Genomic DNA, 14,859 nt, shown 5'->3' with positions numbered 1-14,859 from the left:
CGAAAAAATTCTGTCTGCCTATATTTTCTGTCAGAGAAAAATTATCCAGACGTGAGGAGCCCCCATGAGCGCGATCCACATCGCCCAGCACTACCCGCACGACGTCCGCATAGTCTGGCGTGCCCTCACCGACCCGGACCTGATCCCGCGTTGGACCATCACCGGGGCCGGCGCTCGCCCGGTCGGATTCGGCACCGCGCCCGGCACCAAGTTCCAGTTCGTCGCCAAGCCCAAGCTCGGCTGGGACGGCATCGTGAACTGCGAGCTCCTCGAAGCCACCGAGCCCGCCGTGCTGCGCTACACCTGGACCGACAACGCGGGCGGCGACGACACCGTCGTCACCTGGCGGCTCGACCCCGAAGGCCCGGCCAGGACCCGCCTGACCTACGACCACACCGGCTTCACCGGCACCGGCGGCTTCTTCATGTCCAAGCTGCTCGGCCGGGTCCGACGCAAGATGCTCAACACCGGCCTGCCGCCCGTCCTGGACGGCATCGCCACCACCGCCGGAAATCAGGCCCGTAACGCCTGAGCACGCCGAGCCGCCCCGAGTCAGACACTGCTCCGGACCTGAGCATGGCAGGCGAGACTGTCATCCGCTCCGCTCGGGCAGCCCCTGGTAAGGGCCCCGCAGCCGGGCCCGGGTCGGCCACGCGCGAGCGAGCAGGTGCGGCGCAGTCAGCAGAACTCACATACATGCGCGGACCAAGTACGACCGGAAAGCCAGCCTTTGAGGCGTGCTAAGGACTGGCGACGATCCGGCGCGGGAAGGCCGTCGCGGGTACGGCCTACGATCGCCATGGGTGTCTGATGTCCGCTCCGGCTGGGGCGATCGGCTAACGCGCCGATCCGGTCCTCGGCGCTGGCGCGCCTGCGGGCCGGAGCGCCTTGTTCTCGACGACCGTGGCTAAGGCGATCACGGGTTCATGAGTCGAGGATCACGAAGCCAGGCCAGCGATCAGCCGAGGCAACGCCGCACCCATGGGGAAGATGTACGCCTCGTGTTCCACTCCTGCACTGTCATGCACGCTGGCCACAGGACGCCGGTCTGCGCACGTCGATGGCCTGCGGAGTGGGAGGCCGACTGACAGCAACAGTGACAGCAACGGCAGCCACCACCAGCAACCGTCGGCACACATCGGCCACCGTCTGACCTCGACATGAGCGCCGCGAGCAGAGGTGATGTCACTTCTGAAAAGCGGAAGGTCGGCGGTTCGACCCCGCCCCTGCCCACTCTTCGAGACTAGCGAAAACAGCGTCCGACCTGCGCAGACAGGGTCGGGCGCTGTTTGCGTTGTGTCCGGCTATGTTCGGCCGTCAACGGGTGGCAGCGGGTAGCTGTGCCAAATACGTGCCAAAGTCTTATCCCCGCAGAGCTGCTTCGATGCGGCGTTTGGCGGTCTCGTCCTGGCCCTCGATGCACTTGGCGTAGACCTTCAGCAGGACGGAGATGCTGTAGCCGACCCGCTCGGCGACCCCTCTCTGCGTCCCCTGCTGGCGCCTTCGGCTGGGATGCCCGCCCCGCAAGCCAGGTGGAACGCGCGGGCTGGACGCAACGCCGTGCGGCGTTGGCGCTAGATCAGCGGCTTGCGTTCGGGCCACCATCGTTGGACGGCCTCGGCGGTCGTCGACGGGCTCACGTTGAAGCAGAGCTTCGCGCCGGGCGCCAGCTCGTGGGTCGTGTTGACCAGCACCTCGAAGAGCGGGGTCAGCTCCGGGTCCAGCCGGACGCCGGCGCCGATCATCACGATGTCGTAGTCCTTGGCGGCCAGCGCGGCGCGGTAGACCGCCTCGGCCGTGCGGCCGTAGTCGAGCAGGCAGACGTCGACGGTGAAGCCGAGTTCCTCGAGCCGGGCCCGGCTGGCGGCCATCCCGGCCCGGACCGCTTCGGCGTCGACCTCGGGGAACGCCGCCCGTGACGAGGGCGCGTCGTCCACCAGCGCGGGATCCAGTCCGACGGTGAGCATGGACGGGGACATGCCTCGGTACCTCCTGTTGCCTCGGGTGTTTCGGATCGACGATAGGCATCGGAAGGCCGCGGGACCCTCCCAGATCTCTGGGATATGGTTCGACCGGTGAGCTTTCCGGTGGCCCAGCGCGAGACCGTGCGCGACATCGAGGCGATCTGCCGTCTCGACCTCGGCTCTCGGGAGCTGCGGCGCCGGATCACCGACCGGCTGATGCGGCTCATCCCGGCCGACTCCTACTGTTTCGGGACGATCGACCCGGAGACGTTGCTGATCACCGACGACGTGAGCGTCGGGCTCAGGCCGGAGGCGGCCGCGGCCGCCGCGCACAACGAGTACTTGGTGGACGACGTGCTGAAGTTCGCGGCGCTCGCCCGTTCCGAGGTGCCCGTGGGCACGCTCGGTGCGGCCACCGGCGGTGACCCGGAGTCCAGCCACCGGTACCGGGCTGTGCTGCCGATGATCGACGCGCGGCACGAACTGCGGGCGGGCTTCGTGGTGGACGGCCGGTGCTGGGCGCCGTCGCGCTGTTCCGCGGCGGTGGGCGGCCCGACTTCACCCCGGCCGCCGTCGACGTTCTGCGGCGGCTGTCCGCCCCGGTCGGTGCGGCCCTGCGCCGGGCCGCCCACCGGGCGTCCGGCGACGCCGCTGCGGGCCCGGCCGAGGCGGGTGTGCTCCTGCTCGATCAGGACTTGCGGCTGCTCTTGGAGAATCCGGCCGCGAAACTCTGGCGGGACGAGCTGGCTCCGTCGGGGGCGGAGCTGCCGATCGCGGTCATGGAGGTCGCCGCGCGGGTGAGGGGTGCGGTGCTGCCGGCGTACGCGCGGGTCCGTGGCCGATCGGGCCGGTGGCTCTCGGTCCAGGCCTCGCCGCTAAGCGGTGGCCCGAACCCGGCGGCCGTCGCCGTGACGATGCACCCGGCGCCGGCCGCCGACGTGGCCGAGGTGCTGCTGCTCGCGTACGGGCTCACACCGCGCGAGCGGGACGTCCTGGCGAGGGTCGTCGCCGGCCTGCCCTCGCGGGCCATCGCCACGGAACTGCACATCACCGCGGCGACCGTGCAGGATCACTTGAAGAGCGTCTTCGCGAAGACCGGCGTCCACAGTCGCAGAGAACTGGTGGCGACGATGCTGCACCTATGACCGAATGGTTTCCATCGATGCGTGCACCACGGTGTCACGGAACGGATGGAACAGCACCGGCAGCACCGGTAGGACCCGCGAGACGTCGCCGACCTCCTCGGCTCCCCGGTACGGCTGCGGGAAGACCTCCGTTTCGGGTGTTCGGCGACACGTTCCGGCGGACCCGGAACGTCACGCGCCTAAGCGTCCGCACGCTGACTTGCGGGGCCGCATGACGTGCGGAGCCTATGGCGAACGCACATGCGGCCTGACGACAACGTCCCCTTCCAACGGCTCACATGGGCATACGTCGACCACGTTCTGACCTCGGCTCGGATGCTGCGAGCAGGGGTGATGTCACATTCTGTAAAGCGGAAGGTCGGCGGTTCGACCCCGCCCCTGCCCACCTCTCTGACCTGCAGGTATAGACCCGAGACGTCGCCTCTCGGGGCTTTCTTGTGACAGCAACGGTGACAGCAACCGACCGTCCGCTTCAGGCGTCACGGTCGCGGACGGGGGCTGTGACACGAGGCAGATCTCCGATCAGGCCCGAGGTGCAGGTCGGAGGTCTTCTCCGAAAGTAGGCCACAGGTTCGCGCATCAGCAGCGGAGACAGCGGACTCTCAGGTACCTAAACCCGCCTCGCGTCACGACTGGCTTGCCGGGCTGACCGCTGATGGTCATGAGTGGATCCGCCGTAACCGTAGGTGGTAATCCTGGCCCGGCGGAGGTGAAGAGTGACCAAGCTTCTGCCGAGGTTCTCCCTCGGCGTCATCGGGCTCGTAGTGCTGGCGGTCGGCGTGATCAAGGTGGTCGGCGTAACGGGTACCGCATCGGCCATCGCACTGCTCTCAGCCGGTGTGCTGCTGTTGATCAGCCCGTTCGTGATCGATCGGATCGAGCGATTCTCGGTGACCACCCAGGGAGTCGAATTCCGGCTGACCCAAGAGATCAGCGATCTAGGCGCGGAAAAAACCGCAATGATTCTCGAACGCACCGACCTCGCCCGCTATGCCGATTCCTACACCCTGATCCACGATGAGTTGAGCGACGAGAAACACAAAGCAGCCAAGGTCTATCTGCTCGACCTTCTCGTTGAACGGTCCGCCTCGATCGCCCGCCGCCAGAAGTTCGATGCCACGGAGGTACGGAATCTATTCCGGGCTGGCACACCGATGATGCGAGTCCTAACGCTCGGGCTGATGGAGGGAGATCCGTCACTCGCGGACGGTCCGACGATCCTTTCAGCCATTATCGACTTCCGCACAAAGAACGAGCAGTACCACGGCCTGCAACTGGCGCCGCTGTGCTGGCGCATGCTGACGGGGTCGGAACGCCGCGCGATACACCACGCAGTCGCTGACGACACAGACATCCCGCCCGACAGCGACCGCCGGCTACTCGCGAACAAGGTCCTATCCCTTCCGCTCTCTGAGCCACGTTAGAACGGCGATGACGGGGAGATGCCGCCCGGCGGGGACCCTAGGCCAGCGCACGCAACCCCAGGTAGCCGGCGACGTTGACAGCTGACCCTCGACTTAGTTCTCAAGTCGCCGTGTTGGTGCGATGGCCGAGTGCTCAGGCGAGGCCGAGTGTGGCGCTGGTCCAGCCGAGGGTTTCCGGTGTGTGCCAGCGGGGCCGGCTTCGAACCCCGTCCTGGGCGAGTCGGCGTCCCTCGTCGAAGGCTGCTCGCTGTTTCGGCTCGAGAGTCATGACCCGGTTGATGAGCAGTCGGGCCTGCTCAGGTTGGTTGTGGACGACCAGGAACTCGATCAAATCCGTCGCGTACGCGAACGGTCCCAGCAACGCATCAGGGAGGGCTTGTACCAACCGCTTCGGGTCTCTGGTGCTGGCGAATCAGGGCAAGACGATCTCTTTGATCTGGTCGCACAGAGTGCCCAGACAAGCGAGGCGACGCTCTGGTCTGGTCAAGATCACTTTGTTGTTGAAGCCGACCCGTGCGAGGTCGTAACAGCTGGTGCCGCAAACGATGCCGAGCACACTGTCCGTGCGGACGACGGTCCGGGGATGGTTGGTGAAGCGCCACTCTTCCAGCAGGGCGTCATCGACGCGCAGCTGACCGACGGCGAACTCGATAAGTTGTCCAGTCCGATTGCGATGGCCGGGCTCCAGGCTCATTCGCTCCAATCGTCCCGTGTCATCCCGGCGCTCTAGGCTTTTGCGTGACTTGATCCATCGGAACCCGTCGGATGCGAATTCCTCAGCCATGCACAGCGCTGCGGCCTGGAACACTTCGCTGGGCCGATCAGACTGAATAAGCGAAGCCGTCAGCTCGTTACTCCACCGAGTTCCCGGAGGTGCATTCACGTCCATAGCATGTCGGACCGGCGTCAAGCGGGCCAGCGCCAGGCGGCCGTCGTCCAAAGAGCCCATCGGCGTCCCGTCGGGATGAGCTCAAGGCAAAGTCGGGTCTATGCGGAAGACATATGTCACGTTGCCCAGTCCGGCACGCTGGATCAGTGCACGTCGACAGCGTCCGAACCGGCGGTCCGGCTGACAGCAACGGTGACAGCAACAGCAGCCACCATCGGCTGCCGGCGGCACACGTCGGCCACTGTCTGACCTCGGTACGGAGACTGCGAACAGGGCCGATGTCACTTCTGAAAAGCGGAAGGTCGGCGGTTCGACCCCGCCCCTGCCCACCTCTCTGCCCTGCTGAAAGACCCCGAGCGCAACGCGCCCGGGGTCTTTTTTGACGACAACTCTGACGACAACCGTCGCTCACAGCGGTGACCAGCGGCCTCGCCACCCAACGAGGTACACCGAGTTCACGATCGTGGCGAACTCCGACACCGGTTCAGAACAGCCCGTCCTGCTTCGGTTCGCCGGCGGCTCTGAGTGCTCGCAGCACCGGAGCCAACGCCTCCCATACCTGGTCGTATCCGCATGCCTCGCTCCGCAACTTGTGCAGGTCGCTGGCATGAGAATGCGCTCGCTCGACAGCCACGACCGCATCGTCCGCAAGCTCAGCCATCAGGTCGGTCGGCAGCGACGCCACCCACTCCACGTTCGTAGAAGGTGGCGTCATCCCGGCCAGGAGTGAGGCCGCCGCCACAGCCTCCACGCCCTCGGAGTAATTGACGGACCCGGGCGCCCTGGACACCCGCAGAACCGCCGCTCTCAGGCGCTCAGCGCGTGCGTCTCCATCACAGTCGGACAGAGCATCGAAGAAGTCCATCGCCGTGTCGTCGTCGAACGGCCCTTTTCCCCAAGTCCCCACCGGCAGACGATCTCATGGGCCCGAGCGACGCCAAAGGAGACTCTGCGCATTCCCGTCTATCCTTCCCAGCTCTGTCTTGCAGCCGGCCGGAGCGACGGCCTAGGCAACCTGGCACCCGTCGGGCGAGATCACCGGCTGCGACGGCACGACGCCGTCCGCCACCAGTTCCGCGGTCAGCTCCGGCGCGTCTTCACTCATGCACCGCGCCCTTAGAGGTTGCCTGCCGCCGGCAGCGCGGGCCGATGGATCCAGGCGGCAAGGTCCGCGGGCGCGCATTCGGCGACTCGGGCGGCGTACCGGGGAAGCTCCTCCTCGATGAGGACCTGCCGCCACTGGCCTGTTGATCCGCTGTGGAAGAACTGGCTGTGGTCGTGATAGAAGCCGTCGTGGCTGGCTTCGGGCGCGAGCTCGCCGGCCCGTCCTTTCATGACCTCGAACGTGGCGGCCTGGACTAGGTCCGGCCAGGCTGTCTCGGTGATGGCGATCCCGAGCCGGGCTGCTATGTAGCGCATCTGCCCTTCAAGGTCATCAAGGAGGTCCTCGTAGCGCAGCAGCACGATGTTCGGCTGGTCGCGGACCTGCCAGAACGTGTCTAGATGATGAAGCATGATCTCCAGGTCGGACACGGCCTTCCCGGGCGCGGCCGGATTGACCCAGGACCAGAAGCGCTCGCGCGCGGTCCCGCTCGGCAGGGACGGAGCGGCGGCCAGCAGCTCGTCAAGGACCACGGCGCCCATGGCATCCTCCCGCAATGCGAGGGACACGGCCCGGTCGGTGTTGCTGGCATGGCTGTCCAAGGACACGGCCACGTCCCGGGGGTCCCGGCTTGCGCAGAGGTAGGTGACGCGGTCGTCGAAGGGCAATCCGTCGAGGGGCGTATGGGTCTTGATGAATCGCCGGTGCGTCTGTGCCTCGAGGTCGGCCAGCACTCCGGTGAGCGGGCGCAGCAGGACGTCCAGCCATGGCGAGATCTGGTCGAGCGGCCGGTCGAATGTCGCGCTTTTGAAGATCTCCAGGGCGCAGATCATCTGCAGCCAGGTCGTGCCGCACTTCGCCGGGGTGCTGATCACGATGTCGCCGGGACGGAACACGAACCCATCCCAGCGGGCCGAGTCCGAAAAGGAGGTCTGGTAGCGAACGCGTTCCCCCAAGCCCATGGGGGGAGAATGGCGGCAACCAGATCGGGCCGTCAACCGTGCCGTGGATGACCGGGGCGCCTCGCTAGCGCAATGACCGGAACGCGGCGCGGACCTCGGTGGTAAACAGCGTCGGTTTCTGCCAGGCAGCGAAGTGATTGCCTGGTCTGGATGTGCTCGAACAGCTCAGCCTTCGCGGCCGCCACCAGACCCTGACGCCGCGCAGCACCACGAGGCTCCCGCGCGCAACCCGCCCGGCGGGCCACCTCAAGCCGACATAAGGATCCCGTCACCCGCCCCCAGCCCGAACGGGGCCAGTTCAAGCCGCCCGAACGGGGCCAGATCAAGCCGTCGTAGCCAGCCGGCCCAGCTCGCGAGGCACCACAACATGAGAAGCCGGAACAGCGTTACCGCGGCGATCAACGCGAGCGCGCCGACCTACAGCCACCGCACAAGCAGCGGAGCGAAGCGACGTTGAAACCGGACGTCGAGCAAGATCGCCAGCCTGGAGCGTAACGGCCCGGGCTTCAGGGAACCGGGTGGCGTGCCCGACTGCGAGGTCTGGAAACTCATGTGCCCAAGGGTCCCCACCCCGACTCGTCCGGTCGCACGACGAGCCGAGGGCATGGCGAACACGCATATGACCTGACGACAACGTCCCCATCCAAAGACTCACACGGGCACACGTCGACCACCGTCTGACCTCGGCTCGGATCCCGTGAGCAGGGGTGATGTCACTTCTGAAAAGCGGAAGGTCGGCGGTTCGACCCCGCCCCTGCCCACTCCCTGAGACTAGCGAAAACAGCGCCCGACCTGCATGAACGAGGTCGGGCGCTGTTCGCTGTGTGTCCGGTTGTGTTCGGCTGTTAACGGGTGGCGGCGGGTGGCTGTGCCCAATACGTGCCCAAGTCTTTGCCCTGTAGAGCTGCACCGATGCGGGCTCTGAGTGATTCGTCTTGTGCCTGCGGTCGGACACAATGCACCGCGCTGCCGAGCTCATCCACGATCATCCGATACAGCTTGGCCCACGCCCGTGCGGTGCTCCACTCGGTGAAGTGCCAGGTTCCGAAGCGCTGGACTAAGCAAACCCCAGATTGCAAGCGGCACGGTCGGCAATGCGGAGATCAGAATCGCTGGGCGTGCCGACATGGCATCCAACAGCACTCCGGCGGCCAGCGACCCGAACGGTGCGAGCACCAGCGCGATGGTACTGCGCACGCTTTCCACCCGACCTACGAGCCGGTCCGGGGTAGCAGCGAGGCGTTGGGCGACGACGACCGAGTCGGTCGCCGGGATGGCAAGCGCCACCGGCAGGATCGACGCCGCCAGAACGTATGCATTCGGCCAGAGTGTGAACAGCAGTGGCCCTGGCCATGCCAAGAGTTCGAGCAGCATGATCGTGCGGGGGGACAGCCGTCGGCGGACGACCCCGGACAGCAGCGATCCGATCAGGAGGCAGCCGCTGAACGTTGCCAGCAGCGCGCCGATGATCGTGGATGGCAGTTCCTCCTGCTGGGATACGACGACAAGGGCAAGCAAGATGCCCGGACCGATGGGGTTGGTCAGGCCGTACAGGAATGTCGTCGTACGGAGGAACGGCTGCGTCCACAGGAATCACCAGCCCTCGGCGAGATCGGTGCGCAGCCGCCACTGACCATCCCGCTCAGACGTGACATGCGAGGACCGTGTCCGCAGCAGGATGACCGCGACCATCGAGAAGAAATACGACGCGGCGTCGATCAGAAAGGGGAATGCGCGGCTCGCTGCGTAGAGGGCGCCGCCAGCCGGCGGCCCGCCGAGCTGAGCCACTGACGACCGCGCCTGCTGCGTGGCCACCGCCGACGACAGGTCCTCCACGGGCACGATGGAGCGCAGCATCCCCGCCGCGGCGGGGTTGAAGACGGAGGAGAACGCACCCTCGACGAACGCGACGATGGGAATCTGCCAGTACGGCAGCACATTCAGCCCCAAGGTCAGGGCGATGCTGCCGACAGCGACCGCGCGGAACGCATCCGAGATGATCATCAACGCTTTGCGGTTGACGCGATCGGATAGGACGCCAGAAAGCGGGCCGAACAACACACTCGGCACCATTCGAGCGAAAGACACTACCCCGGCCAGTGCCGGTGAGTGGGTCACCGCGAGCACGACCAGTGGATAGGCGACCGCGGCGGCCTGGCCGCCGGCGCTGGACAGAAGCTGCCTGACTTGCAGCAACAGGAAATCGCGATTGCGTCTAAGCGAGTTCATATGCGCTTAGTGTCGCCCCACGGAGTCGGTGAAGCCTATCTTGAGTGCTGCTTTCCGCTTCGGGCCGGACACCGCGACAGCCAGCCGGATGCGCAGTGGCTACAGATAAGCCTCCGGCGGCGGAGCTGACGAAGAGGTACCGCGAACAGGGTGGTTGCTACTCCTGAAAAGCGGAGTTCGGCGGTTCAACCCTGTCCCTGGCCACCATCCCAGAGCAGCAAGAAACAGCGCCCGACCCACATGAATATGGTCGGGCGCTGTTCGTGGGTGTCTGGTCTTAACGGCTGGCGGGAGGTGGCCACCATATCGCTGACATCCGGTCGTCTACCGGTACGCCGGATTGTGTTGCCGCCGGAGGAAGCGGCAGCGGGCCACGGAAGGCGCCCGCCTAGGGCGCCACTAGGCCCTAGCGGAGCGGCCCTGCTCAGGCGAGTTGGCCGCCTCGGTCAGGGCGGTCAGGACGGCGGCCACGGCAGGTGGGTCGGGTGGGTCGCCGTAGGTCGCGGCGTGGATCTGTCGGCGGAAGCCGGTGTCGGTGGCGTGGATGTCCTCGCGACGGTGGGCTTGCAGCGCATAGCCGGGCAGGGTGGTGACGCCCGCGCCGGCGGCGACGAGGGACTGCACGGCGACCATGTCGTCGCTGTGCGAGCCGATGCGGGGGGTGAAGCCCTCGTGCCGGCACATCGCGTTCAGCTCGGCCTGGCACCGGACGCAACCGCCGATCCAGGAGGAGAGGCGGTGGTTGGCGAGGCTGTCGTCTGGTTGCCGGCTGATGAGGTAGATCGCGTCATCGCCGATGTGGACGAGGCGGAATCCCTCGTCCTCGACCGGGTCGTCGGCGTGGCGGAAGACGAGCGCGACGTCGATTTCGCCGTGCCGCAGCATCTGCAGCGCTTCGACGGGGTGGCGGTCGAAGAGGCTCAGCTCGATTCCCGGGTACGCCTCGGTCAGTGAGGCGACCGCCTTCGGCACGATCGTGCTCAGCGTGGACGCGTTGGCGGCCAGGCGGACCCGGCCGGACTGCAGGCCGACCTGTGCCGCCAGCTCGTTGGTCGCCGCGTCGACGCGTCCGAGGATCTCGGCGGCACGGTTGGCCAGCAGGTGGCCTTCGGGTGTCAGCCGGATCCCGCGGCCGATCCGCTGAACGAGTTTGGCGCTGGTGGCTGCCTCCAGGCGGGACAGGTGGTGGCTCACCGAGGACTGGGAGTAGTGCAGGTGCTTCGCCGCTTCGGTCACCGAGCCGTGCCGGGCCACAGCGGACAGGACCTTCAGGTGCACCAGGTTGAGCATTAATCGAGAATATCGATGTGAATCCCGCAGGATTGTCATTAGACGTCATGTCATGCCTGCTCCATCCTTGAGCGAGACCCACCGCGAGGAGGACAGAGCGATGACCAGCAAGGTGACCTGTGATCTTTCGATTTCGGCCGACGGATACTCGGCCGGGCTCAACCAGACCGAGGAGCGCCCGTTCGGCGACGACGGCGGCGACGGCTGGGGCTCCAAGCTCCACTCATGGATGAATGATCCGGAGGAGTCCCGGCTCCAGGCCGACTGGCTGGCGGAGACCAAGGCGTTCATCATGGGCCGCAACATGTTCGGCCCGGTGCGCGGCGAGTGGGATCGGCTGTGGAAGGGCTGGTGGGGGGACAACCCGCCGTACCACGCCCCGGTCTTCGTGCTCACGCGCTACCCGCGCGACCCGCAGCCGATGGAGGGCGGCACCACCTTCTACTTCGTCACCGACGGGATCAAGGCCGCGTTCGAACGGGCGCGCGAGGCGGCGGGAGACGGCAACATCTCCATCCACGGCGGAGCGACCACCATCAATCAGTACCTCGCCGCCGGCCTGATCGACGAGCTGCGGCTGCGCATCATGCCGATCACGCTCGGCGCAGGCACGCGGCTGTTCGACGGCGTTCCGTCGCTGAACCTCGAGCAGGTGGAGTCGCGAGCGGCAGGCCCGATCACGCACCTGACCTATCGCGTGCTGCCGTGACAAGGGAGATCACCATGAGACCCGATGGCGCCCTGCAGACCTTCATCGACGATGTGGAGTCCGTGGTCGGCGGCACCGATGACGAGCACGAGATCACCAAGCGGGTCGCGGACCTGCTGTCCGCCCTCTTGGCGGGCGACTACCGGCTCCCACCCGAGGTCACACGGCCGTCGAACGATCACCACGTCAACTACCCGCTCTACATCGCTCCCGACCACGGCTGGTGCCTGGCCGCAGTCGTCTGGAACGTCGGTCAGCGCACGCCCGTGCACGGACACGAGACGTGGGGCGTGGCCGGAATCTACTCAGGATCCGAACACGAGTTCCGCTACGACAAGCCCACGGCCGCCGATGCGGGCCGCCCTCTCAAGCCGGCCGGGGAGAACGTGTGGGAGCCCGGCCAGGTCACCGTGTGCTGCACGACCGACGACGACGTCCACGCCGTCGCGGCCGTCGGCGATGCGCCCACCGTCGGGATCCACGTCTATGGAGCCGACATCTGCGCCATCGAACGGCGCTCGTACGACCCGGCGACCGGAGCGGTCACCTGGTTCGTCTCCGACTGGGACACCCCAGATCCCGGAGCTGATGGACAGGCAACCGGGAGATCCTGAAGGCGGGCATGCTCGCCCAGCTCCTCATGGTCGCCAGGTATGCGAGCGCGAGGTACCGATTGTGGGTTCCTGGACTTGATCGTGCAGGTCAGGCTGCCTGTTGAATGTAAGCCAGGCTGGGGTCGCGGAAGAATCCGCCGCCTAACCAGCGGGGACTCGTACACCACACCCTCTGCCCACGGCACCTGACCAGCGCGCACATCGACAAGCTGGACGAGACCCCACCAGGGGGAAGGTCGGCTCCTGACACTGACAGCCGCACCGACGCTGAACGGACCTGGCGCCAGGCGGTCAGCTCTCGCGGCCGGACGCGGGCCCATCCGCAGCACAGGTGCGGTCGCAAAAGGTTTCGACGCATAGGTAGTGGCTACTCAGCGTGTTTAGATGTATGCGCACGGTCGTCGAACGAGAGGGAACCCATGCGCTTGTCATCTCCCCTGTTCCTGGGCATCGCTGCGGGCGCCGTAGCGGCGGCCGGGCTACTGCCGGCTGCACCCGGCCCCGCCCACGCCGCGACCATCAACGCCTACACCACCCCAGGCACCTACACCTTCACCGTGCCCACGGGCGTCTCCCAGATCGGCGTGGTGTTGACCGGGGGCGGCGGAGGCGGCGGTTTTGTGACGGTCAACCCTGGTTTCTCCGGGGCCGGCGGCGGCGGAGGCGGTGCCACCGCCGCCTGCACGCTGGCGGTGCGACCCGGTGACGCCCTGACCATCACCGTCGGCCCGGGAGGCGACCGAGGCGTCGACCACGCCTTTCCTGGCGAGAAATCGACCATCAGCTCTCCCAACGCCGGCGGCGCGAGCGCCCCTGGCGGCGCGGGTGGCTATGAGGAGCACGGCGGTCGAGGAGGTGCCGGCGCAGTGTGTGACGGTGCCAATGTCACCCTGGCTGTGGGCACTGCCGGCACCGACGGTCTGGGTGGAGCCTATGGGGCTGGAGGGGCAGGGGGCCCTGCCGGGGCTGGAGTAGACCGCGCCTGCCCCGCCGGGACCGGCACCGGCGGGAAGGGCAGAGACGCCAAATACCATCCCAACAGGACCGATCGTTCCCCGGGCCAACCCGGCTGCGTCGTCCTCACCTACTGACCCCCACAGGCCAGCACCAAACCCCGGTCAGTCCCCGCCGCGGCGGGGGCTGACCCACCCGTCCCGACTCAGCGGACGTGAAGCGGGCTCGACGCTTCGAAGTGCCGCGCGCACGAGGCTGTACGCATCGCTCTTCCGGTACGACGACGAGATCCTGGGTGAACCCGCACGCGTTCGGCGAACCGCGCCTCCGCCGACTCGACGGAGGCGCCATCGCTCCAACAGCTCACCCTCTATTTCCACCGTCGAAGCGACAGAGCCGAACGCCGGACCGACCCCGGCAGAGACCAACCTCGTCCGGTGGGTCAAGCCTTCGCACGCTGCTGCTTCAGGCGGAGTTCCTCTTGGCGGACCCGGGTTTGGATGGTCTGCTCGCGTTCTAGCCAGTCGGGTCTTTCGGCCTTCAAGGCCTCGATCTCGGCAGTGGTAAGAGGGCCTGTGATGCCGGCGCGGGCCAGGCCCGAGGCGGAGACGCGGAGCTTGGCGGCGACGACCTGGCGGGGGTGGGGGCCCTCGCGGCGCAGGTCGGCGAGCCAAGAGGGCGGGTCGGCCTGGAGTGCGTTCAGCTCGTCCCGGGAGACGACGCCCTCCTGGAATTCGGCGGGTGCTGCCGATAGCAGGATCCCCAGCTTCTTGGCCGCGGTCGCGGGCTTCATGGTCTGCGGGGTCTTCGCCTTGGACGTGCTCATGACACAGAGGGTAGCCAGCGGGAGGAGGCCGTCTGGACGCGGTTAGGGTGAGAAGGTGACCAAGAGTGAGTTTCGGCTGGCCTACGCGCCGGGAGTGACCCCCGGGAAATGGGCCGGGGTGTGGGCCGAGCGGGTACGGGAGGTGCCGCTTCGGCTCGTCCAGATGCCCACCGCCGAGGCTGTCCTCCTGCTGCGGGACGGCGGCGTGGACGCGGCGTTCGTGCGCCTGCCCGTCGACCGCGAAGCTCTCCACGTGATCCCGCTGTACCTGGAGACGACCGTGGTGGTGGTGCCGAAGGATCACGCGGTGGCCGCAGTCGAGGAGGTGGAGCTTTCGGACCTCGCCGACGAGCAGGTGTTCGAGCCGTTCGACGAGGTCCTGGCCTGGAGCGACCGGCCCGGGCAGCCCGCCTTCACCCGCCCCGAGAGCACGGCGGACGCGATCGAGCTGGTGGCGTCGGGGGCTGGCGTACTACTGCTCCCTCAGTCTCTGGCCCGTCTCCACCACCGCAAAGACCTTACGTACCGCACCGTGACCGACGCCCCTCAGTCCCAGATCGGCCTGGCCTGGCTCGAGGCCGAGACGACCGACCTCATGGAGGAATTGATCGGCATCGTCCGCGGCCGCACCCCCAACAGCTCCCGGGGCCGTACCTCCCAGCAACCACCCACCCGTAAGAAGCCCCCGCGAAAGAACTCCACTCCCAAGCCTCGCCGCCGGACGCGCCGCCCGACGTGAACAGGGTCGGTG

Annotated in this window: 17 protein-coding genes; 7 read left to right on the top strand and 10 right to left on the bottom strand. The window is 67.1% G+C overall.

Annotated features, from left to right (window positions below; translation table 11 throughout):
• Positions 1–64: 64 nt before the first annotated feature.
• Complete coding sequence (locus QSK37_RS16265; protein WP_285621414.1) at positions 65–532, top strand: SRPBCC family protein; 468 nt, start codon at positions 65–67, stop codon at positions 530–532.
• Positions 533–1,574: 1,042 nt separating this feature from the next.
• Here the strand turns inward: QSK37_RS16265 and QSK37_RS16260 are convergent.
• Both QSK37_RS16260 and QSK37_RS16255 read right to left on the bottom strand, forming a co-directional pair.
• On the bottom strand, positions 1,575–1,979 hold the full coding sequence (locus tag QSK37_RS16260) for a hypothetical protein (RefSeq protein WP_285621412.1): 405 nt from the start codon (positions 1,977–1,979) through the stop codon (positions 1,575–1,577).
• A gap of 224 nt (positions 1,980–2,203) precedes the next feature.
• On the bottom strand, positions 2,204–2,380 hold the full coding sequence (locus QSK37_RS16255) for a hypothetical protein (protein WP_285621409.1): 177 nt from the start codon (positions 2,378–2,380) through the stop codon (positions 2,204–2,206).
• Positions 2,381–2,476: 96 nt separating this feature from the next.
• Here QSK37_RS16255 and QSK37_RS16250 point away from each other — a divergent pair, with 96 nt between their 5' ends.
• Together QSK37_RS16250 and QSK37_RS16245 are read left to right on the top strand one after the other, a co-directional pair.
• Entirely contained in the window at positions 2,477–3,109 is a 633-nt protein-coding gene (locus QSK37_RS16250; RefSeq protein ID WP_285621406.1) for a helix-turn-helix transcriptional regulator, read from the top strand.
• 716 nt (positions 3,110–3,825) lie between these two features.
• A complete protein-coding gene (locus QSK37_RS16245; protein ID WP_285621404.1) occupies positions 3,826–4,533 on the top strand; it encodes a hypothetical protein in 708 nt (235 codons plus the stop codon).
• Between the two features lie 133 nt (positions 4,534–4,666).
• Here QSK37_RS16245 and QSK37_RS16240 read toward each other — a convergent pair whose 3' ends face one another.
• The 7 genes from QSK37_RS16240 to QSK37_RS16210 form a co-directional block, all read right to left on the bottom strand.
• On the bottom strand, positions 4,667–4,894 hold the full coding sequence (locus tag QSK37_RS16240; protein WP_285621402.1) for a hypothetical protein: 228 nt from the start codon (positions 4,892–4,894) through the stop codon (positions 4,667–4,669).
• A gap of 51 nt (positions 4,895–4,945) precedes the next feature.
• Positions 4,946–5,227, bottom strand: a complete 282-nt coding sequence (locus tag QSK37_RS16235; protein WP_285621399.1) for a hypothetical protein — start codon at positions 5,225–5,227, stop codon at positions 4,946–4,948.
• Between the two features lie 679 nt (positions 5,228–5,906).
• Positions 5,907–6,329 carry a DUF4259 domain-containing protein gene (locus tag QSK37_RS16230; RefSeq protein WP_285621396.1) on the bottom strand — a complete coding sequence of 141 codons (423 nt, stop codon included), beginning with the start codon at positions 6,327–6,329 and terminating at the stop codon, positions 5,907–5,909.
• A gap of 209 nt (positions 6,330–6,538) precedes the next feature.
• Positions 6,539–7,486, bottom strand: a complete 948-nt coding sequence (locus QSK37_RS16225) for a sulfotransferase domain-containing protein (RefSeq protein WP_285621388.1) — start codon at positions 7,484–7,486, stop codon at positions 6,539–6,541.
• A 975-nt stretch (positions 7,487–8,461) separates the two neighbouring features.
• Positions 8,462–9,004, bottom strand: a complete 543-nt coding sequence (locus QSK37_RS16220) for an MFS transporter (protein ID WP_285621385.1) — start codon at positions 9,002–9,004, stop codon at positions 8,462–8,464.
• A gap of 75 nt (positions 9,005–9,079) precedes the next feature.
• On the bottom strand, positions 9,080–9,715 hold the full coding sequence (locus QSK37_RS16215) for an MFS transporter (protein ID WP_285621383.1): 636 nt from the start codon (positions 9,713–9,715) through the stop codon (positions 9,080–9,082).
• A gap of 399 nt (positions 9,716–10,114) precedes the next feature.
• Positions 10,115–11,005: a LysR family transcriptional regulator gene (locus QSK37_RS16210; RefSeq protein ID WP_285621381.1), complete on the bottom strand. Its 891-nt coding sequence runs from the start codon at positions 11,003–11,005 to the stop codon at positions 10,115–10,117.
• A gap of 100 nt (positions 11,006–11,105) precedes the next feature.
• Here QSK37_RS16210 and QSK37_RS16205 point away from each other — a divergent pair, with 100 nt between their 5' ends.
• From QSK37_RS16205 to QSK37_RS52060, 3 genes are all read left to right on the top strand, one after another.
• Positions 11,106–11,714 (top strand): dihydrofolate reductase family protein, encoded by a 609-nt coding sequence (locus QSK37_RS16205; RefSeq protein ID WP_285621378.1) that lies wholly within the window; start codon positions 11,106–11,108, stop codon positions 11,712–11,714.
• Positions 11,715–11,728: 14 nt separating this feature from the next.
• Complete coding sequence (locus QSK37_RS16200) at positions 11,729–12,328, top strand: cysteine dioxygenase family protein (RefSeq protein WP_285621376.1); 600 nt, start codon at positions 11,729–11,731, stop codon at positions 12,326–12,328.
• A gap of 419 nt (positions 12,329–12,747) precedes the next feature.
• Positions 12,748–13,419: a glycine-rich domain-containing protein gene (locus tag QSK37_RS52060; protein WP_490246501.1), complete on the top strand. Its 672-nt coding sequence runs from the start codon at positions 12,748–12,750 to the stop codon at positions 13,417–13,419.
• A 305-nt stretch (positions 13,420–13,724) separates the two neighbouring features.
• Here the strand turns inward: QSK37_RS52060 and QSK37_RS16195 are convergent, their stop codons facing one another.
• Positions 13,725–14,108 (bottom strand): DUF5997 family protein, encoded by a 384-nt coding sequence (locus QSK37_RS16195; RefSeq protein WP_285621373.1) that lies wholly within the window; start codon positions 14,106–14,108, stop codon positions 13,725–13,727.
• Positions 14,109–14,163: 55 nt separating this feature from the next.
• Between QSK37_RS16195 and QSK37_RS16190 the strand changes: the two genes are divergently transcribed.
• Positions 14,164–14,847: a LysR family substrate-binding domain-containing protein gene (locus QSK37_RS16190; RefSeq protein WP_285621371.1), complete on the top strand. Its 684-nt coding sequence runs from the start codon at positions 14,164–14,166 to the stop codon at positions 14,845–14,847.
• The last annotated feature ends 12 nt before the right edge of the window (positions 14,848–14,859 follow it).

This window comes from Actinoallomurus iriomotensis (genome assembly GCF_030269445.1).
Classification (GTDB): domain Bacteria; phylum Actinomycetota; class Actinomycetes; order Streptosporangiales; family Streptosporangiaceae; genus Actinoallomurus; species Actinoallomurus iriomotensis.
Note: the sequence above shows the minus strand (reverse complement) of the source record. Positions and strands in the feature narration are given on the sequence as shown.

Bases quoted from the DNA above. Each gene is read 5' to 3' on its own strand.
- QSK37_RS16260 (WP_285621412.1), bottom strand. From the start codon at position 1,979: ATGTCCCCGTCCATGCTCACCGTCGGACTGGATCCCGCGCTGGTGGAC.
- QSK37_RS16210 (WP_285621381.1), bottom strand. From the start codon at position 11,005: ATGCTCAACCTGGTGCACCTGAAGGTCCTGTCCGCTGTGGCCCGGCAC.
- QSK37_RS16225 (WP_285621388.1), bottom strand. From the start codon at position 7,486: ATGGGCTTGGGGGAACGCGTTCGCTACCAGACCTCCTTTTCGGACTCG.
- QSK37_RS16215 (WP_285621383.1), bottom strand. From the start codon at position 9,715: ATGAACTCGCTTAGACGCAATCGCGATTTCCTGTTGCTGCAAGTCAGG.
- QSK37_RS16205 (WP_285621378.1), top strand. From the start codon at position 11,106: ATGACCAGCAAGGTGACCTGTGATCTTTCGATTTCGGCCGACGGATAC.
- QSK37_RS16235 (WP_285621399.1), bottom strand. From the start codon at position 5,227: ATGAGCCTGGAGCCCGGCCATCGCAATCGGACTGGACAACTTATCGAG.
- QSK37_RS52060 (WP_490246501.1), top strand. From the start codon at position 12,748: ATGCGCTTGTCATCTCCCCTGTTCCTGGGCATCGCTGCGGGCGCCGTA.
- QSK37_RS16195 (WP_285621373.1), bottom strand. From the start codon at position 14,108: ATGAGCACGTCCAAGGCGAAGACCCCGCAGACCATGAAGCCCGCGACC.
- QSK37_RS16200 (WP_285621376.1), top strand. From the start codon at position 11,729: ATGAGACCCGATGGCGCCCTGCAGACCTTCATCGACGATGTGGAGTCC.
- QSK37_RS16265 (WP_285621414.1), top strand. From the start codon at position 65: ATGAGCGCGATCCACATCGCCCAGCACTACCCGCACGACGTCCGCATA.